Annotated in this window: 13 protein-coding genes; 3 read left to right on the top strand and 10 right to left on the bottom strand. The window is 64.7% G+C overall.

Annotated features, from left to right (window positions below; translation table 11 throughout):
- The first annotated feature begins 25 nt into the window (after nucleotides 1–25).
- Nucleotides 26–1972 carry a 4-alpha-glucanotransferase gene (malQ, locus tag QMZ05_RS03435; protein WP_353699489.1) on the top strand — a complete coding sequence of 649 codons (1947 nt, stop codon included), beginning with the start codon at nucleotides 26–28 and terminating at the stop codon, nucleotides 1970–1972.
- An 18-nt stretch (nucleotides 1973–1990) separates the two neighbouring features.
- Nucleotides 1991–3799, top strand: coding sequence for a glycoside hydrolase family 15 protein (locus QMZ05_RS03430; protein ID WP_353699488.1), 1809 nt, complete (start codon nucleotides 1991–1993; stop codon nucleotides 3797–3799).
- A 408-nt stretch (nucleotides 3800–4207) separates the two neighbouring features.
- Here the strand turns inward: QMZ05_RS03430 and QMZ05_RS03425 are convergent, their stop codons facing one another.
- On the bottom strand, nucleotides 4208–5197 hold the full coding sequence (locus QMZ05_RS03425) for a LysR family transcriptional regulator (protein ID WP_353699487.1): 990 nt from the start codon (nucleotides 5195–5197) through the stop codon (nucleotides 4208–4210).
- Nucleotides 5198–5309: 112 nt separating this feature from the next.
- On the opposite strand from QMZ05_RS03425, the gene QMZ05_RS03420 reads away from it, so the two are divergent.
- The gene (locus QMZ05_RS03420) at nucleotides 5310–6248 is read left to right on the top strand and encodes an MBL fold metallo-hydrolase (protein ID WP_353699486.1); all 939 of its coding nucleotides are present in this window, start codon (nucleotides 5310–5312) and stop codon (nucleotides 6246–6248) included.
- A 183-nt stretch (nucleotides 6249–6431) separates the two neighbouring features.
- Here QMZ05_RS03420 and QMZ05_RS03415 read toward each other — a convergent pair whose 3' ends face one another.
- From QMZ05_RS03415 to QMZ05_RS03375, 9 genes are all read right to left on the bottom strand, one after another.
- On the bottom strand, nucleotides 6432–8666 hold the full coding sequence (locus QMZ05_RS03415; protein WP_353699485.1) for a hypothetical protein: 2235 nt from the start codon (nucleotides 8664–8666) through the stop codon (nucleotides 6432–6434).
- Between the two features lie 313 nt (nucleotides 8667–8979).
- Entirely contained in the window at nucleotides 8980–9795 is an 816-nt protein-coding gene (locus QMZ05_RS03410; RefSeq protein ID WP_353699484.1) for an HAD family hydrolase, read from the bottom strand.
- Entirely contained in the window at nucleotides 9792–10316 is a 525-nt protein-coding gene (locus QMZ05_RS03405; protein WP_353699483.1) for a gluconokinase, read from the bottom strand. The genes QMZ05_RS03410 and QMZ05_RS03405 overlap by 4 nt, the downstream gene beginning before the upstream one ends.
- A 31-nt stretch (nucleotides 10317–10347) precedes the next feature.
- Nucleotides 10348–11100, bottom strand: coding sequence for a 6-phosphogluconolactonase (gene pgl / locus QMZ05_RS03400; RefSeq protein WP_353699482.1), 753 nt, complete (start codon nucleotides 11098–11100; stop codon nucleotides 10348–10350).
- Nucleotide 11101: 1 nt separating this feature from the next.
- On the bottom strand, nucleotides 11102–12595 hold the full coding sequence (gene zwf, locus QMZ05_RS03395; protein WP_353699481.1) for a glucose-6-phosphate dehydrogenase: 1494 nt from the start codon (nucleotides 12593–12595) through the stop codon (nucleotides 11102–11104).
- Between the two features lie 9 nt (nucleotides 12596–12604).
- The gene (gene gnd / locus QMZ05_RS03390) at nucleotides 12605–13588 is read right to left on the bottom strand and encodes a phosphogluconate dehydrogenase (NAD(+)-dependent, decarboxylating) (RefSeq protein ID WP_353699480.1); all 984 of its coding nucleotides are present in this window, start codon (nucleotides 13586–13588) and stop codon (nucleotides 12605–12607) included.
- Nucleotides 13589–13600: 12 nt separating this feature from the next.
- Nucleotides 13601–16447, bottom strand: a complete 2847-nt coding sequence (locus QMZ05_RS03385) for a bifunctional transaldolase/phosoglucose isomerase (RefSeq protein ID WP_353699479.1) — start codon at nucleotides 16445–16447, stop codon at nucleotides 13601–13603.
- Nucleotides 16448–16663: 216 nt separating this feature from the next.
- Nucleotides 16664–17110: a DsrE family protein gene (locus QMZ05_RS03380; RefSeq protein ID WP_353699478.1), complete on the bottom strand. Its 447-nt coding sequence runs from the start codon at nucleotides 17108–17110 to the stop codon at nucleotides 16664–16666.
- Nucleotides 17111–17151: 41 nt separating this feature from the next.
- Nucleotides 17152–17769, bottom strand: coding sequence for a hypothetical protein (locus tag QMZ05_RS03375; protein ID WP_353699477.1), 618 nt, complete (start codon nucleotides 17767–17769; stop codon nucleotides 17152–17154).
- Nucleotides 17770–18244 lie beyond the last annotated feature (475 nt).

The following is an 18244-nucleotide window of genomic DNA, read 5'->3' as shown; positions in this document are numbered from 1 at the left end:
CCGTTGCGAGCAGGCAGCGTGCCGAATGGACCTTTACGTCAAAGCCCAGACCCTGGGAATCCAGACCGAGTATATCGATGGTAGCGGTCACCGTCGTGTGACAACCCCCGAGGCGCTGGCGGCGATCCTCGCCGCGCTGCCGCCCCACACGCCGCGGCGGATCGTCATCGATCCCGTGGTCGTCAGAGGCGGCCATGGCGGGCAAACGCAGCTCTCGGAAGCGACCCAGCTTCCGGTGCAATGGAAGCTCACCAACGGCAGCGCAGTGCTCGCGCAAGGTGAGGCGCATGCGCGGAGCGTGACGTGGCCGGCCGGCCTGCCCGAAGGCGTGCACCGGTTGCAGCTGTCGGACGCATCCGGCAGCGAGGAACTGCCGATGTTGGTGGCGCCGGACGGTGCGTTCGGCGGCGCGTTCGACCGCTGCTGGGTGATCGCGGTCCAGCTCTATGGCGTGCGGTCCGCGCGCAACTGGGGCATCGGCGACTTCACCGATCTGGAGGGCCTGCTCGACTTCGCGCATCGGCTCGGCGCCGACGGCGTCGGGCTCAATCCGCTGCATGCGCTGTTCGACGATCGGCCCGGCGATTGCAGTCCGTATTCGCCGAACAGCCGGCTGTTCCTCAACGCGCTCTATATCGACGTCGAGAAGATTCCCGAATTCCGCATCGATGCGGCGACGCAGGCCGCGCTTGCCCATCTGCGCAGCAACGACATGGTCGACTATGTCGGTGTTGCGGCGCTGAAATGGCCGGCGCTGCGCAGGGCCTTCGCGGCCTTCAAGGCCAATCCCGGCATCGGCCGCTGGCAGGATTTCGAGGCCTATCGCAAGGAGCAGGGCACGTTGCTGTCGCGCTTCGCCTGCTTCGAGGTGACGCGGCACAAGTTCAACACGCCGTGGTGGGAATGGCCGGATGAATGGCGGCAGCCCGACGATGCGGCCTGCGCGAAATTGCACCGGGCGCGCGACACCGCCGCCGAGGTCGAGTTCGTCGAATTCGTGCAATGGACGGCGGACCGTCAGCTCGGTGCCTGCCAGGCACGCGCGCACAAGCTCGGCATGCGGGTCGGACTCTATCTCGATGTCGCCGTCGGCGTGCAGTCGGATGGCTTCGACGCCTGGAATGAGCAGACCGCGATCTCGCGCCATCTCGGCGTCGGCGCACCGCCGGACCCGCTCAACACCGCGGGCCAGGATTGGGGGCTCGCGGGCTTCAATGCCGCGGGCCTCGAGCAGCGCTCGTTCGAACCGTTCCGGCAGATGCTGCGCGCCTCGATGCTCCATGCCGGTGCGATCCGGCTCGACCACGCCTTCGGGCTGAAGCGGCTTTATCTCGTGCCGCGCGGCTTCGGCCCGGCCAACGGCGCCTATGTGCTGATGCCGTTCGAGGCGCTGCTGGCGGCGACCGCGCAGGAGAGCGCAGCGAGCCGCTGCGTCGTGATCGGCGAGGACCTCGGCACCGTGCCGCCGGGATTCCGCGAGCAGATGAACGGCTGGGGCATCTGGTCCTATCTCGTGATGATGTTCGAGACCGACGACCAGGGCGTGTTCCGCAACGCCGACTATTATCTGCCGAACGCGCTGGTCACCTTCAACACCCACGACCTGTCGACCTATGCCGGCTGGCGTTCGTTCAGCGACCTCAAGACCAAGCGCGCGCTCGGGATCGATCCCGGCGAGACCGACGAAGGGCGCTGGCACGCGCTCGGCCAGCTCGACGACGTGCTGCGCCGGCACGACGTCCACCACAACGATTTCTATTCGGTGGCAAGCTTCCTGGCCCGAACCCGATCGCGGATGATGGCGGTGTCGATGGAGGACCTGCTCGGCATCGTCGAGCAGCCGAACATCCCCGGCACCGTCTACGAGCATCCGAACTGGAAACGGCGGCTGCCGGTCTCGATCGAGCATCTCGCCTCGGCGATCGACATCGACGCGCTCAAGCGCGCAACCCATGAGCGGTCGCATGCCTGAGAATGCGGAGCACGGCGCGTGGCTTCTCGGATCGAAGACTATGGACTGATCGGCGATTGCGAGACCGCAGCGCTGGTCGGCCGCGACGGCTCGATCGACTGGCTGTGCTGGCCGGCGTTCGATTCCGATGCCTGCTTCGCCGCGCTGCTCGGCACATCGCGGAATGGCCGCTGGCTGCTGGCGCCCGAAGGCGAGATCAAGCGGACCACGCGCCGCTATCGAGACGATACGCTGATCCTGGAGACCCGGTTCGAGACCGCAGATGGCGTGGTTGATCTGATCGACTTCATGCCGCCGCGAGGCAAGGCGTCCGACGTGGTCCGTCTCGTTCGCGGCGTCAGCGGCCGCGTCAAGATGCACATGGAGCTGGTGATCCGCTTCGGCCTCGGGGTCGATGTTCCCTGGGTGAAGAAGAACCCGGACGGGGAGGGACTGCTGGCGATCAGCGGGCAGGACATGACCGTGCTGCGCACGCCGGTCGAGACCCGCGGCCAGGATCTGACCACGCTCGCCGATTTCGAGATCGGCGAGGGCGACATGGTGCCGTTCGTCCTGACATATGGTGCGTCGTTTCAGCCGGTGCCGGAGCCGATCGATCCCGAGGCGGCGCTCAGGGATACCGAAGACTACTGGACGGACTGGTGCCGCCGTTCGACCTATGACGGAAGCGTTCAACGCGACCTCGTGATGCGCTCGCTGATCACGCTGAAGGCGCTGACCTTCAGGCCGACCGGCGGCATCGTCGCGGCACCGACGACGTCATTGCCGGAAAAGCTCGGCGGCGCGCGCAACTGGGACTATCGGTTCTGCTGGCTGCGCGATGCCACCTTCACGCTGCTGGCCTTGATGAACTCGGGCTACACCGAGGAGGCGGCGGCCTGGCACAATTGGTTGCTGCGGGCCGCGGCCGGCGCGCCGGCCAACATGCAGATCATGTACGGCATCCTCGGCCAGCGGCGCCTGTTGGAATGGGAGGCCGGATGGCTGTCCGGCTATGAGGGGGCGCAGCCGGTCCGCGTCGGCAACGCCGCGCATGCGCAGCTGCAACTCGACGTCTATGGCGAGCTGATCGACGCCTTCCACCAGTCGCGCATGGCAAGGCTGAAGCTCGACGAGGAGAACTGGTCGCTCGAGTGCACCGTCGTCAGTCATCTTGCCGAGGTCTGGGACAAGCCTGACCACGGCATCTGGGAGCGCCGTGGGGAGCCGCGGCACTATGTGTTCTCCAAGGTGATGTGCTGGGTCGCCTTCGACCGCGCCATCAAGAGCGCCGAGCGGTTCGGCTTCAAGGGTCCGCTGGTCAGATGGCGGGTGCTGCGCGAGGCCATCCATCGCGACGTCTGCCAACGGGGCTTCGATCCCCGCCTCAACAGCTTCGTCGAGAGCTATGGCTCGAAGCTGCTCGATGCCAGCCTGCTGCTGCTGCCTTCGGTCGGCTTCCTGCCGCCGGACGACCCGCGCATCCGCGGCACCATCGCGGCGGTCGATCGGCACATGATGCGCGACGGCTTCGTGCTGCGGCACGATCCGCGCGAGGCGGCCGGTGAAATCCAGCCGATCGAGGGCGCATTTCTGGCCTGCAGCCTGTGGCTCGCCGACGCCCATGTGCTGGCGGGAGATCTCGACAAGGCGCAGACCATGTTCGACCGCGTGGTGGCGGTCGCCAACGATCTCGGGCTGCTGGCGGAGGAGTTCGACCCCGGCGCCGGCCGGCAGACCGGCAACTTTCCGCAGGCGCTGACCCATATCGCGCTGATCAACACCGCGCACAATCTCAGCGCCGCCAGAGCCGACACCGAGAAGCCCGCGGTGCAGCGGTCGAGCTGAAGCGCGGGGCCAAAATATCGAAAACAACCCCATGCAAAGGAGCCGGCGGCTGCAGGCGTCCAACCCGGCAACTTGACACGTCGGGCAACTCAGCGATACATTTCCAATATTCCGAAATCGTGCAAGCACCCTGCGTCGCTCGTCTCGACCCCGCAAGCGGGCATTTCCAATATCCAGAGCAAAACGCCAATCTGTCGGCGCGAAGATATCGAGAGATTGGGCAGGCCTATCGAATAGCGCGCGTCCCCGAATAACCGCTATTGGCCGATCGTGACATGTTGCGCCGCCGCACGACTTCGGTCGCAAGCGGGAGCATAGCGGAAGTCGACGGGTAATTCGCGATTGCGGAGCGCGACGCTAGTGACTCTAAGCAGACTCTTGCGGCGGTCTGGCAAGGCTTTGTCGCCTCTACTCCTTATGCCGTTGTCCCGAATGTTTGGGCGAGCCGTTCTTATCCTTCGCGAGCCTCGGGATCGTTGGTGTCACCATTCGGAGTTTCTGCGCGCCTTGGCTCTTCCTCAGATCAGCAAACTCTTGACGGAGCAGGTCCACGACCGTTCTGACTTTCGGGAGCTCCGCCATGCGTTTATGGCAGATGATTGCTTGTGGTGCTCGCAGCGAGGCCGGAAGCTCGAGCTTGAGCTCTACGAGCTCGCCAGGCCGCTTGAGCCGATGGGAAGTCTTCAGAAGGATCATCGCGCCGACGCCGGCCCGGCAGGCCGCGACCTGCACGCTGTAATCGTCGGACATGAAAGCGGGACGAAAGTCGGGGATCCTGGCCGCGAGCTCCGGATACGGGCTCATTATCTCGTGCGCGCCCGCCCACGTGATCCAGTCGATGTCGCGGAAGTCGTATTTCGCGGGCAGGCGCCTAGCGTAGTCCCTGCTCGCGTAGGCGCCGATCGGAACGATAACTTCATCGACTGTGATCAGATCTGGATCATCGGACGGTTGCTTCCTGAGTGCGATGTCCGCCTCGCCGAGCGAGAGATTCAAGCGCTCCGTGCTGACCAGAACTTCGAGAGTGATCTGCGGGTGCTTCCTCTTGAGCGTTTCCGCGAACGGCGCCAGAAAATATAAGGCGAACGCCGGTGCCGCCGTGATGCGCACGCGGCCGCTCACGGGCGAGTTCTTCGCGTCGAGTGAGCGATGGGCTTCCGTCGCCCATTGCGCCATGCCTTGGGCGGCCGGAAGCAGCTTTAGCCCAGTTTTCGTCAAGGTGATGCCCCGGTTCTTGCGGACGAAAAGCGGCTCGCCGAGCCCGTACTCCATCTCGGCAATCCTTCGGCTCAAAGTGGGTTGGCTCGCCTTGAGGCGTCGCGCGGCGCCGCTCAGGCTGCCGGCGTCGGCAACGGCGAGAAAGATCCGGAGGTCATCCCACTCTAGGTCCACGGTCACTCCTTGGGTTCGTCCGACGCCATTCATTTATGGATGGCGGCATAGGACTTTAGACGATTGCTATTCTAGCCGTCCGCGGCAAAAGCGGTAGCAGAAATGAGGAAAAACAATCATGCTCCGCAAGTCAGGACTCTTTTTCATTGGCGCCCTTGCCGTCGTCGCGCTTTCTGGGTGCGCGCAGACCTCACATCCGACGAAGTCTGCCGGCCTTGGTAAACCGATCAGCTCGGCGGCCATGGAGGCTTTGATCGATCAGCCGGGACCGATCGAGCTCAAGACGGTCGCCAGCGCTGATTGGGTTGTCGATCTTTCGGGAGTGCTCAACCTGAACGATCCCAAAGCCGTTCAGGCCGGGTTGAAGGATCACGAGGAGCCAATCCAGATCTATACACATCTCGTGAAGCATCCGACCCAGGGACTCTATATGGTCGACACCGGTGTTTCGAAGCGGCTGGTCGAGGACCCCAAGAGCTTGGGGGTCGGATGGGTGGTGCGGAACTTCGCAAAGCTCGACAAGATGCAAGTCCGGCAAGACCCCTTGTCGATCATCAAATCGGAAGGGGCTTCCGTCAAAGGGGTGCTCATGACCCATCTTCATCCCGATCATGTCTTCGGGATGCCAGACATTCCGAAAGATGTGCCGTTTTATACAGGTCCCGGAGAAGCTGGGGAAAAGAAGTTCGAGAACTTCTTTGTCGAGGGGATGAACGACGCCTTCTTTGAGGGCCGGCCCGCCATTCAGGAATTTCAGTTCACCAAGGACCCGGACGGGAAGTTCGAAGGGGTGATCGATGTCTTCGGTGACAGCTCGTTGTTCGCAATCCTGACTCCCGGACACACGGCGGGCCATGTCTCCTATCTCGCACGAACACCGACGGGTCCGGTGCTCCTGACGGGCGATGCTTGCCACACGCGCTGGGGTTGGGAGCATGGCGTCGAACCCGGAAGTTACACGTTCGACCGGGAAAGCGAACGGAAGAGCCTGCTCACGTTGAAGGCCCTGAGTGAACGTCATCCGCAGATGATTGTGAAGTTAGGTCATCAGCCCTGAGCCCGGGCTACAGGTCTAATCACGATGGAAGTCCGACCCTCGCGCGGATGGTCGCCCTCCCATCGTGAGCCACGGGAATGCCCGCAGATGGCCTATCGCGTCATTTGCTGCGGTTGCGCAACGGCGGTCGTTATCGGAGCGAAGCGGACATGGCCGAAGCTTATGAGTCCACGTCCTGGTTCTTCAGGAAAGGTCGACCGGCGGGTACGGCGTTCCCGGCGGCACGCCGAGATAAAGATACTCCAGGCCGTATTTGGCCGCGAATGCAGAGGCCGTATCGTCGAGCAGGATTTGTCCACCTGCGTTCAGATGCAACTCCGGCCGGGTGAAGCCGTTCAGCGTGAACGCCGGCAGCGTGTTCTCGTTGACGAACAGATTGTCGAATGTGTGCGACACATGGCCAAGGTCGGCAAGGTTTCCGGCAAGGTCGGTCACAACAGCACCGTTGGCGTTGAAGCCGGTGATCGCCAGCGGTGACGTCGGCGGATTGCCGGCTGTAACGACATGGTCGAATACCAGCTTGTTCGCATCGCCAAGCAGGGCGGTGGCCGCGGCATCGAAGGTCGCGGTGCCACCATCGTTCAGCGACAGGGCCGGCGATCCGCCGGCGAGGTGAACCGCCTCGTCGAGATCGAGGGTGAACTGGATCAGCGATCCGGCGGTCTGGGTGCCGCTCGTGGGCACAGCGGTGATGTCGGTCAGATGGGGCGCGATCGTATCGATCTGGAGGACGCCGGCCGGGTTGCCGCCGGCGCCGGCAAGGTCGGCGTCGTTACCGGACTGGTCCTTGATCGTGCCGCCACCGGTTCCGATGACGGCAAGGTCGGGGGTGTTGTCATGCGCTCCGACAACATACCGATAGACGAGCGTGTCCGTGCCGGCGCCGCCGGCATAGACAGCGGCTCCGCCATCGTTGAGAAGTAAAATCGGGTTGCCCGTGACGGTCACGTTCGCATCGAACTTCAGCGCAAAATCGACCTCCTTGTTGGCATTCAGATCGCCTGACCCGGCGGTGACCCCGGTGCCCGAGGTGCTGATCGCGGTGACAAGCGGAACCTTGAAGATGAAATCGTCGGCGGCGAGATTGGCCTTGGTGACATGTTCGAGTGTCAGCGTGCTGCCGCCCCCGAAGTCGATGACGGTGTCGGTGCTGGATTGGGTTGCAAGTGCGAGGATGTCAGCGAGGCCGTGGACGCCGGCCCCTGCAAAGGCACGGACGTCGATCTTGTCGGGAGTGCCGGCTCCGGCAACGAAGTCGGTGATGGTCTCGGCCCCGGCCCCGGGCTTGTAGATGTAGGTGTTGTCACCTCCATCGCCATCAATCAGAAGCTTGATCTGGTCGGGCCCGAGTGCGGATCCGTCGATAATATCGTTGCCGGCCCCTGCGTGAATCTCGAGCGTGTCGTTCGCGGCTTCCTGACCTGTGATCGTGACATCGGCATGCAGGCCATCGACAACAATGTTTCCGCTGCTTTCCCTGACGGTGATGTGATCAGCGCCGGCCGTGCCGGCGACGATCACCGTATCCGCGGCGCCGTCGCCACCGCCTGCGCTGGCCTGCAGATCCACGGTAACGTGCTTGACGTCGGTGCCACTGAGGTCGTTGACGGTGACCCGGTCGGCGCCTCCCAGCGCCTTGACGTTGATATTCTCGATGCTGTTGAGGTCCATCGTGACGTTGCCGACGTCACGGGTGAGCCGTACCCGGGATCCATTGGCGGAGATGTCGATCTTTTCGGCGATATTGGCGCCGTTGAGTTGCAGGGTATCGTTGCCGGCCCCGCCGTCGACCGTGTCGCTGCCGTCGCCGGGATTCCAGATGTAGGTATCGTCGCCGTCGCCGAGCAGGGCGGTATCGTTGCCGCGTCCGCCGGTGACGATGTCGTCGCCGGCGCCGCCGATCAGCAGATCGTTACCGTCGCCGCCGGTGATGGTGTCGTTGCCGTCGCCGCCATCGAGCGTGAGCGAGATCAACGCGCTCAGCCCGTTGCCGGCGGTGATGATGTCGTCTCCGCCGCCGGCGTGGATGACCAGGTTTTCCGTCGCGCTGATATCGACGGAGAATGGGTCGGGGCTGGTCCTGAGAACGCGGACATGGCTGCCGTTGGCTGCGATGACGAAGGTCTCGCTTGTGTCCTCGCCCTCGATCACGGCGGTATCGCTGCCTGCTCCGCCGTTCAATGTGACCGGCGGCAGTGCGCCCTGGCTCGCATCGAGCGTGACGATGTCGTTGCCATCCTGGCCGAGGATGTCGACGGCGGTCGTGTTGGCCGTCGTCGCAGGCCCGCCGATGATCGGAACCGCTCCTCCGTTGACCGCGATGACCCCACCCGCGTCGCGGCTGGTGGTGATGGTGTCGTCGGCGGCATCGCCGAGGACGGTGAGGACTCCAGCGGCGAGGTTGGCGGTGACGGCCATGAATTGCACTCCAGTCAATATTGGCGTGCCCAGGCCGGACTCGCCGAACTGATGTGATCGGTTGCCTCCTGAAAAATTCCTGGATGCGGGCGGCCGCGCGCGAACGTGAAGGAAGGGCATTCGAAACTGACTGCCGATGGATCGGTGGAGCCGGGGTTGACCGGACGGCAGACATCGCCGCGACAAATGGCCGCGTGCTCACTGTGATGCGATCACATGATCAGGGTGACTCGGATCGGATGTGACGGACAGGAATAGCGATCACGCTGCCACCCGCGTTCGATCGCGGGGAGCAGGTGATTGTCCGAACCCTTCAGCGAAGCTGTAGCACCGTGTCCATCGCGCGCGCGAAGCCGTCGTGCTCGTTGGTTTCGGTGACATGCGTGGCGCGCGCCTTCACGTCATCGCTGGCATTGCCCATCGCGAAGGAGACGCCGCTTCTTGCGAACATCGGCAGATCGTTCTGCATGTCGCCGATCGTGGCGACATGCTCCAGCGATACGCCGAGACGCTCGGCGATGCCCTCGACGAAGGTGCCCTTGTCGTGGCCGGGCGGGGTGACGTCGAGATAGTAGGTCTGCGAGCGCACCGCGGTCGCATCATTGCCGACCATCTGCTGCATGTCAGCCTCGCAGCGCTGCAACAGGGCCGCATCCGAGCTCGCGCCGACGATCTTGCAGGCCTGGTCGAGATACGGCGTGAAATCGCTCACGATGGTCGGATCATGCTTGATCGCGCGCTTTTCGTGCGCGTTGTACTCGCCGTCCGGATTGCGGGTCAGCCAGCGGTCGTTGGTGAACAGCCAGATGTCGATGCCGCGCTCGCGAAGCAGGTCGATGCTGCGCTTCGCGATTGCCGCGGGGATCAAATGCTGTTCGAGCGGCTTCAATTGCGGGTCGACGATCGAAGAGCCGTTGAAGGCGCCGATCGGCAGCGTGATGTCGAGCGGCGCGACCAGGAAACCCATCCCGATCGTCGGCCGGCTGGAGACGATGGTGAAGCCGATGCCCGCTTCATGCAGCTTGCGCACCGCAGCCCTGGCGCCGTCGGTCAGGGTCTTGTCCTTGGTGAGCAGCGTGCCGTCGACATCGGACACGACAAGGGCGATGCGGGTCGCGATACTGTTCATGGGCGGTCCAGCTTCAATTGAGTGACGATGTCTTCGATGATGATGTCGACGGAGCGGTCGATCGCAACCGTGATCGGGCGTTCGTCCGGCGTCGGCGGCTCCAGCGTCTTGAACTGGCTGGCGAGGAGTCCCGGCGGCATGAAATGGTCCTTGCGTGCGGCGAGCCGCGTCGCGATCAGCTCCTGCGTGCCGTCGAGGAAGACGATGCGAATATCGTCGCGGCCGTGCACCAGGATGTCGCGATAGCTGCGCTTCAGCGCGGAGCAGGCGATCACGGCGCGCTCGCGGATGCCGCAGGTGCGGTCGATCTCGGCGGCGATCGCGCGCAGCCAGGGCCAGCGATCCTCGTCGGTGAGCGGCTGGCCGGAATGCATCTTGGCGACATTGCTCGGCGGATGAAAGCTGTCGCCGTCCTCGAAGCGCCAGCCGATCCTGATCGCCAGGCGGTCGGCGATGGTGCTCTTGCCCGAGCCGGAGACGCCCATCACGACCAGCGCGCAGGGATTTTTCCCGTCACCCAAGGAAGTCACCCAAGAAAATCACCCAACAAAATCATCCAGGAAAATCCTCCGGCAGCGCCGCCTGGTCGATCAGCCAGACGGTTTCGCCCAGCGATCGCGCGCGGTTTGCCGGCAGGTTCTCGCCTGCGAACAGGCGCGTCAAGATCGCGCGCTTGTTTTCACCTGACACCTCGAACAGCATCTCGCGGCAGGAGGCGAGGGCAGGCAGCGTCAAGGAGACGCGCGGCACGAACGGTTCGACATTGGCCTTGGGCACCCCGACCACCCAGCGCTGGGTTTCCTCGACCGCGGGATAGCCGGGAAACAGCGAGGCGGTGTGGCCGTCGGGGCCGATGCCCATCAGCACCAGGTCGAACAGTGGCCGCTTCGGATCGAGCTGCTCGGCGCCGTAGAACGCCATCAGCTCGTTCTCGTACAGTGCCGCGCTGACGTCGGGATCCCTGAGATCGGCGGTGTCGGTTGCGATCGGGTGGACATTGGCGGCCGGCGCACAGCGGTCGAGGAAGGCCTGGCGTGCCATGCACATATTGTGCAGCTTGTCCTTGCGCGGCACCAGGCGCTCATCGCCGATGAACCAGTCGATGCGGTCCCACGGAATCCTCGCCCGATAGTCCGGCGTCGCCAGCAGCTGGTAGAGCGCCTTCGGGCTGGAGCCGCCGGTGAGGCAGATCGCGATCCGGCCGGGGTTCTCGTCGATCCCCGCGATCACCCGCTCGGCGGCCGTCTTCGCCAGCGCCGCCGGATCGGCGACTGTGATGATCTTGCGCTGGTGGCTCGTGGTCATTTCAACCCAGCTTCCGCCAGCTGCGGCCGTCGCGCGTCAGCAGCGCGTTGGCCGCCTCCGGGCCTTCGCTGCCGGCCTTGTAGGGTTGCAGGCCGCGGCCGCCGGCGCTCTTCCAGGCGTCGATGAACGGCTGCACCGCCTGCCATCCGGCCTCGACGCTGTCGGCGCGCTGGAACAGCAGATTATCGCCGATCATGCAGTCATAGATCAGCGTCTCGTAGCCGGTCGACGGCTCGGCCTTGAAGTAGTCCTTGTAGCGGAACTTCATCTCGACGCCATCGATGTTGATCGCCGGGCCCGGCACCTTGGTGTTGAACTGCAGCTCGATGCCTTCGGTCGGCTCGGTCGAGATGACCAGGTAATTCTGCGACAGGCGGTCGACCGCGGTGTCGCGGAACATGGCGAACGGCGCCTGCTTGAACTTGATCGCGATCTCGGTGCGCTTGGTGGTCAGCGCCTTGCCGGTGCGCAGGTAGAACGGGACGCCGGCCCAGCGCCAATTGTCGATGGTCAGCTTCAGCGCGGCATAGGTCTCGGTCGAGCTGCCGGACTTGACGTCGGGCGTCTTGAGATAGTCATCGATCTCGGTGTCGCCGACCCTGCCGCCGCGATACTGGCCGCGCACCGAGTTGTATAGCGCCTCCTGCTCGGTCTGGGTCTGGATCGCGCTCAGCACCTCGGCCTTCTCCGAGCGCACCGCATGGGCGTCGAAGCGCGCCGGCGGCTCCATCGTCACCAGCGACAGCAGCTGGAACAGATGGTTCGGCACCATGTCGCGCAGCGCGCCGGTTGCGTCATAGAAACTGCCGCGATGGCCGACGCCGAGCTTCTCGTCGACGGTGATCTGGACGTGGTCGATGTGGTTGCGATTCCAGATCGGCTCGAACATGCCGTTGGCGAAGCGCAGCACCAGGATGTTCTGGACGGTTTCCTTGCCGAGGTAGTGATCGATCCGGTAGATTTGGTGCTCGTCCATCAGCTTCAGCAGCGCGGCATTCAGCGCCTTGGCTGACGCCAGGTCGGTGCCGAACGGCTTCTCGACGACCAGCCGCCGCCAGGCGCCGTTCTCCTCCAGCATGCCGGTGCGTCCGAGCTGCTCGCTGATCGGCAGGAAGGCCTTTGGCGGGGTCGCAAGATAGAACAGACGGTTGCCGCCGGTGCCGCGCGCTTTCTCGAGCTTGTCGAGCCGTTCGTTCATGGCATCGAAGGAGGGGGGATCGCTCGGATCGGCTTCGATCGAGGTGACGCATTCGAACAGGCGCGTGACGACCGCCTCGTCCACCGGACGGGTCGCGAACTTCCGTAGTCCTTGCAGCAGGCTGTCCTTCATCTGGTCGCTCGACATGCCTTTGCGGGCGATGCCGACGACGCAGAATTTGTCCGGCAGCAGGTTGCCGGCGGCGAGATTGTAGAGGGCCGGTATCACCAGCCGGTGCGTCAGATCACCGGTGGCGCCGAAGATGATGAAGGAGCAAGGATCGGGTTTCTTCTGCACGTGACCTCTTCAAGATTTTTTCGGCGGCTCCTTGTGGCCGCCGAAACCTGCGCGCATCGCCGAGAGGATCTTCTCCGCGAAGGTGTGATCCTTGCGCGAGCGGAAGCGGGTGTAGAGCGCCGCCGTCAGCACTTCGGCCGGCACCGCCTCGTCGACCGCGGCATTGACGGTCCAGCGGCCTTCGCCGGAATCCTCGACAAAGCCGGAGTAGTTGTCGAGCGTGTGGTTCTGCGCCAGCGCCGAGGCGGTGAGGTCGAGCAGCCAGGACGGGATCACGCTGCCGCGCCGCCAGACTTCGGCGATGTCGGCGATGTCGAGATCGAAGCGATGCTGCGCCGGCAGCGCCTCGATATTGGCGTTCTTCAGGATGTCGAAGCCTTCGGCATAGGCCTGCATCAGGCCGTATTCGATGCCGTTGTGGATCATCTTGACGAAATGCCCGGCGCCAACGGGACCGGCGTGGATGTAGCCCTGTTCGATGCGCGGGTCCCGGCCCTCGCGGCCTTGGGTGCGCGGGATGTCGCCGATGCCGGGCGCCAGCGTCTTGAAGATCGGATCGAGCCGGTCGACGACCGGCTTGTCGCCGCCGATCATCATGCAGTAGCCGCGCTCGATGCCCCAGATGCCGCCGCTGGTGCCGACGTCGACATAATGCAGCCCGCGCTCGCGGAGCGCCTTGCCGCGGCGGACGTCGTCCTGCCAGAAGGTGTTGCCGCCGTCGATGATGACGTCGCCGGGCTGCATCAGCTTGGCGAGCGCCTCGATGGTGGCTTCGGTGATCTTGCCGGCCGGCAGCATCACCCAGGCGGTGCGCGGCGCCTCCAGCTTGAGGACGAAATCCTCCAGCGACGAGGCGCCGGTGGCATTGTCCGCGACCAGCGCGGCGACCGCCTTGGGGTCCTTGTCGTAGACCACGCTGGTGTGGCCGTTGCTCATCAGGCGGCGGACGATGTTGCCGCCCATCCGCCCGAGGCCGATCATGCCGAGTTGCATCCCTCGCCTCCGTCAGTTCAGTGCGGCCGAGATCGCGGCATCGAGCGCCGCGAGCCCGGAGCTGAGATCGCCCTTGAGATGCACGCGCAGCGCCCGCCGGCCGCGCTCGGTGAGCACGTCGAAATCGCCGCGCGCCTGTGCTGCCTTGATGACGCCGAAGCTGGCCTTCTGGCCGGGCACCGGCAGATCGTTGCTATCGTCGGTCGTGACCTGCAGGAACACGCCGCTGTCGGGCCCACCCTTGTAGGCCTGTCCGGTCGAATGCAGGAAGCGCGGGCCGAACTCGGCGCAGGTCGCAAGGTGTTTGGCGTCGCGCAGCTTCAGCCGCATCGCCTGCATGGCGTCGATGGTGTCGCCGTCGCGCTCGATATAGGCGAGCAGGGCGACATAGTCGCCGCGGCCGGAGCGCGACAGATGGGCCTTGATCCAGGAATTGAGGTCGCCATTGGCGCCGGCCCGGCGCAACTCCTCGGCGTTCTGCGCGTCGGTGTAGAGATCGACCCCGTCCGCCGACACCACCGGCTGCTCGGCCGGCAGCGACCCGGTCTTCTCGAACGCCGCCGTCAGCTCGCGGGTCCTGATCTTGGCGGCCTCGACGTCGGGCTGGTTGAACGGGTTGATGCCGAGGATCGAGCCCGCGACCGCGGTTGCGATCTCGAAGCGGAAGAACTCCTGGCCGATATGGTCGATCGACTTCATCACGATCCGGACCACCGGATGGCCGGCGGCCTCGAGCGCCGCGAGCTTGGCCTCATGCGCGGCGTCGCTCTCGCTTTCGGTGCGCAGGTCGATGAAGAAGCGGTCGTTGCCGTAGACCGCGGCGGCGCCGATCGTCTCGCCCTCGATCGGGATCAGGCCCTTGCCGTCCTTGCCGGTCGACTCCGCGATCAGCTGCTCCGCCCAGGCGCCGAAATCGGCGACCTCGGGCGAGGCGAAGATCGTCACCTTGTCGCGGCCCTCGAGCCCGGCGATGCCCATCGCAAGCCCGAGCTGGACGCCCGGGTTTTCCTGCGGCGGCACGTCGGCGCCGCAGGAGCGCACCATGGCGAGGGTATGGCCGAGCAGGCTGCGGACGTCGATGCCGGCGGCCGCCGCCGGCACCAGGCCGAACGGCGACAGCACGGAATAGCGGCCGCCGATCGCGCGATCCCCGTAGAAGATCCGGGCAAAGCCCTGCTTGATCGCGACCTTCTGCAGCGAGGAGCCCGGATCGGTCACCGCAATGAAGCGGTGGCCGGCCTTGTCCTTGCCGATCGCCTTGGCCACCCGGTCGAAGAAATAGTCCTTCATCACGTTCGGCTCGGTGGTGCCGCCTGACTTGGAGGAGACGATGAACAGCGTCTTCGAGATGTCGACATACTCCTCCATCGCCCGCACCTGCGCCGGATCGGTGGAGTCGAGCACGTGCAGCCGCGGGAAGCCGGATTTGTGCGGGAAGGTTTGCGCCAGCACCTCCGGGCCGAGGCTCGAGCCGCCCATGCCGAGCACGACGGCGTCGGTGAAGCTCTGGCCCTTCACGCGCGCGGCGAAATCCTCGTAGTCGGCGACGTCGGCGGTTGCGGCGCTGGTCAGCCAGCCCAGCCATTTGTCCTCGTCATCGCCGGTCCAGACCGACTTGTCCTTGTGCCAGAGCCTACGGATCTTGGCCGAGGCGCGCCATTCCTCGGTGCTCTTCTCGACCGCCTTCTCGATACCGGCGCCGAGCGCCAGCTTCTGGTGATCGATGCCGCCGCCGAGCGAGGTGGCGCGCTTGAAGGCGACCGCGCCGTACAGCTTGTCGGCGGCGTCGGCGAACAGCTTGACGCCGTCCTTGACCAGCTCCTTGGTGATCGCATCGAGCGAGATGCCGGACTTCTCCAGCTCCTCCAGCACGTGGCGGGCGTCCTCGACATCCTCCTCGAGGCTGTCGCGGACCTTGCCGTGGTCGCGGAACGCGTCGAGCGTTGCCGGCGGCACGGTGTTGACGGTGTCGGGGCCGATCAGCTCTTCAACATAGAGCACGTCGCTGTAGTCCTTGTTCTTGGTACCGGTCGACGCCCACAGCAGCCGCTGCGGCTTGGCGCCCTTGGCGGCGAGCTTGTCCCAGCGCGCGCCCGAGAACAGCCGCTTGTAGTCCTGGTAGGCAAGTTTTGCATTCGCGATCGCGACCTTGCCCTTGAGCGCGGCAAGCCGCTCCTTCTCGGAGGGATCGTTGGCGCGCGCGATCTTCTCGTCGAGCTGCTTGTCGACCGCGGTGTCGATGCGGCTGACGAAGAAGCTCGCGACACTCGCGATATGGGAGGGATCGCCGCCCTTGGCGACATACTTCTCGAGGCCCTTCAGATAGGCCTCGGCGACCTGGCGGTAGACCTCCTGCGAGAACAGCAGCGTGATGTTGATGCTGATGCCTTCGCCGGTCAGATACTCGATCGCCGGCAATCCTTCCGGCGTCGCCGGCACCTTGACCATCAGGTTCTTGCGGTGGACGTCCTTCCAGAGCCGCTCGGCCTCCGCGATCGTGGCCTTGGTGTCCATCGCGAGATAGGGCGACACTTCGAGGCTGACGAAGCCGTCGCCGCCATGGCTCTGGTCGTAGACCGGGCGCAGCACGTCGGCGGCATGCTGGATGTCCGCGACGGCAAGATGCTCGAACAGGTCGGCGACCGAGCGGTCGCCGTTCTTGAGGGCCCGGCCGATCGCCCCGTCATACTCGTCAGAAGAGCCGATCGCCTTCTCGAAGATCGAGGGGTTGGAGGTGACGCCCTTGACCCCGTCGGTCTCGATCAGCCGCTTCAGGTCCCCCTTGGCGACGAAGCCGCGAGCGAGGAAGTCCAGCCAGACGGCCTGGCGGTGATTTTCGAGTGCTTTGACGGGGTTCATGGGTGCCTGTTCTCGTTCGATCGAGGGTCGATTTTTGGGTTCCCGGGCAGCTTTCGGGGGCGGAGGAGGATTGTCAACATGGCTGGGGGCCCGGGCGGAATATCAGCATTCCCAAGGGATAACGCCATTCACAACAGTTCGATCCCCTCGGACGCGGGTGCGAGCAGACCCCGAACTCAGCACATTTTTATGACGCGTTGCGGCGCACGCCGCACGTCAGGGCCGCAGGTAGAGGTAACCCTGGGATTGCAGCTCGGCGAGGCGCACGACGCCGCCGCGCTCGGCGGCGACGAAGCCGGGCAGCAGGTCCTTCAGGCCGATGTTCTGCGATTTCATGGTGTTGCCGCAGGCGGCAAGCTCGATCCCGTCCCTGGTGAACTGCCCGACATGCTTCGACAGGTCGGGATTGGCCGCGGCCGAATGAAACGCCTTCAGCGCCTGGCCATGCACCACCAGCGCGATCGTGACATTGCCGGGGCCGCCGACGCCGTCGAGATGGTTCTGGATGTTGCCGACCACGAAATTGACCTTGCCGAGGTCGTCGAGGTGATAGACCACCTTCAGCTTCTGCGGCGGTGCTTCGGCGGCGGCGTTCGCCCGTGACGCCGCGAAGGCGGCGCCGATCGCCGAGAGCGTGCCCCACAGGATGCTGCGTCTGTGCATGGGCGTCCCTCGCGCAATTGTTGTTGATCTGACCGAGCCTATCACTTGTGGCGGAGCGCCGCGAGTTCCTTGCGGTCGGTCACAAGTTCGGCGCATTCGCGGGCGTCCGCGCGATCGAGGCGAAAGATCTTGTCGTCGGCGCCGGCGAGCAGCTCTTCGCTCGCGTCGTCGTCGGGCCTGTTGCGATTCCACATCCTGATGCTGGCGAGGCGTGCGATCGCGGATTTATCGTCCTTCGACAACGCCACGCTGATACCGCCGCCCTCGCAATCGACGCCGCATTCGAAGCGGATTTCGTGTCCGGAGTCGGTCGCGACCGCGTGGTTGCAGAAGCCGCTGGAGTCGAAATTGCCGGAGCGGTGGCGGTAGGTGACGCCGAGACGGAATGAGTAGTTGGTGGTCTTGTCCTCCGGCGCGTCTTCCGCCGACACCAGGAGCTTCATCGCGCTGACCTTCTGCTTCGGATGCTGCGCCAGATGATTTGCATCGTATCGCCGCACGAAGCAGGCATAGGCTTTCGCGCCAGGCGGGCCGGCGAACATCCTGTTGTCGAAGGCGGCTGCCGTGGCCTTGTCGACCTCTTCCTGTGCCTGGACGGCTGACGACGCGCCGGCGCAGGCTGCGGCGGCAAGTGCGACAACAAGGAGCGTCTGCTTCATGGCGGCCTCGGGAATAGCCTGCGCCTCCAAGGTGTCATCTTTACAGCGCGGCAATGGCGCCGCGCGGAACTGGGCGGGCTCGTTGCCTTAGTCGCGGCGACAACGAGGCACGTTCAACGGCTTCTGAATGTTTGTTCATGCGAATCTGTGACGTGCGCATCTTGACGCCAAGGCTGGACAGCCACACGTTTTCAGGGAAGCCCAACGTTCATTTCGGACGGGGAAGTTGCCCCGCTCGGATGTCCGCTTAGGAGGCCTGTTCGGAGGCTTGGGCCCCGTTAAACCACGGATGTGGCGGAGGGGGTACAACCGTCAAAAACAGGCCACCAACGGGGGATATTGATGAACCATTAAGCTTCCTGCCTGTTGATAAGGCAGAGGCTGCACGCGCCGTGCATTGCCGAAGTGAGTCGGTCGAGTGTCCAATGGACCCAGCGTGCCGACGCTGATTCGATCCTAGGACGCTCTGGTTACG

It is taken from the genome of Bradyrhizobium sp. INPA03-11B (genome assembly GCF_040446015.1).
GTDB lineage: Bacteria > Pseudomonadota > Alphaproteobacteria > Rhizobiales > Xanthobacteraceae > Bradyrhizobium > Bradyrhizobium macuxiense_A.
Note: the sequence above shows the minus strand (reverse complement) of the source record. Positions and strands in the feature narration are given on the sequence as shown.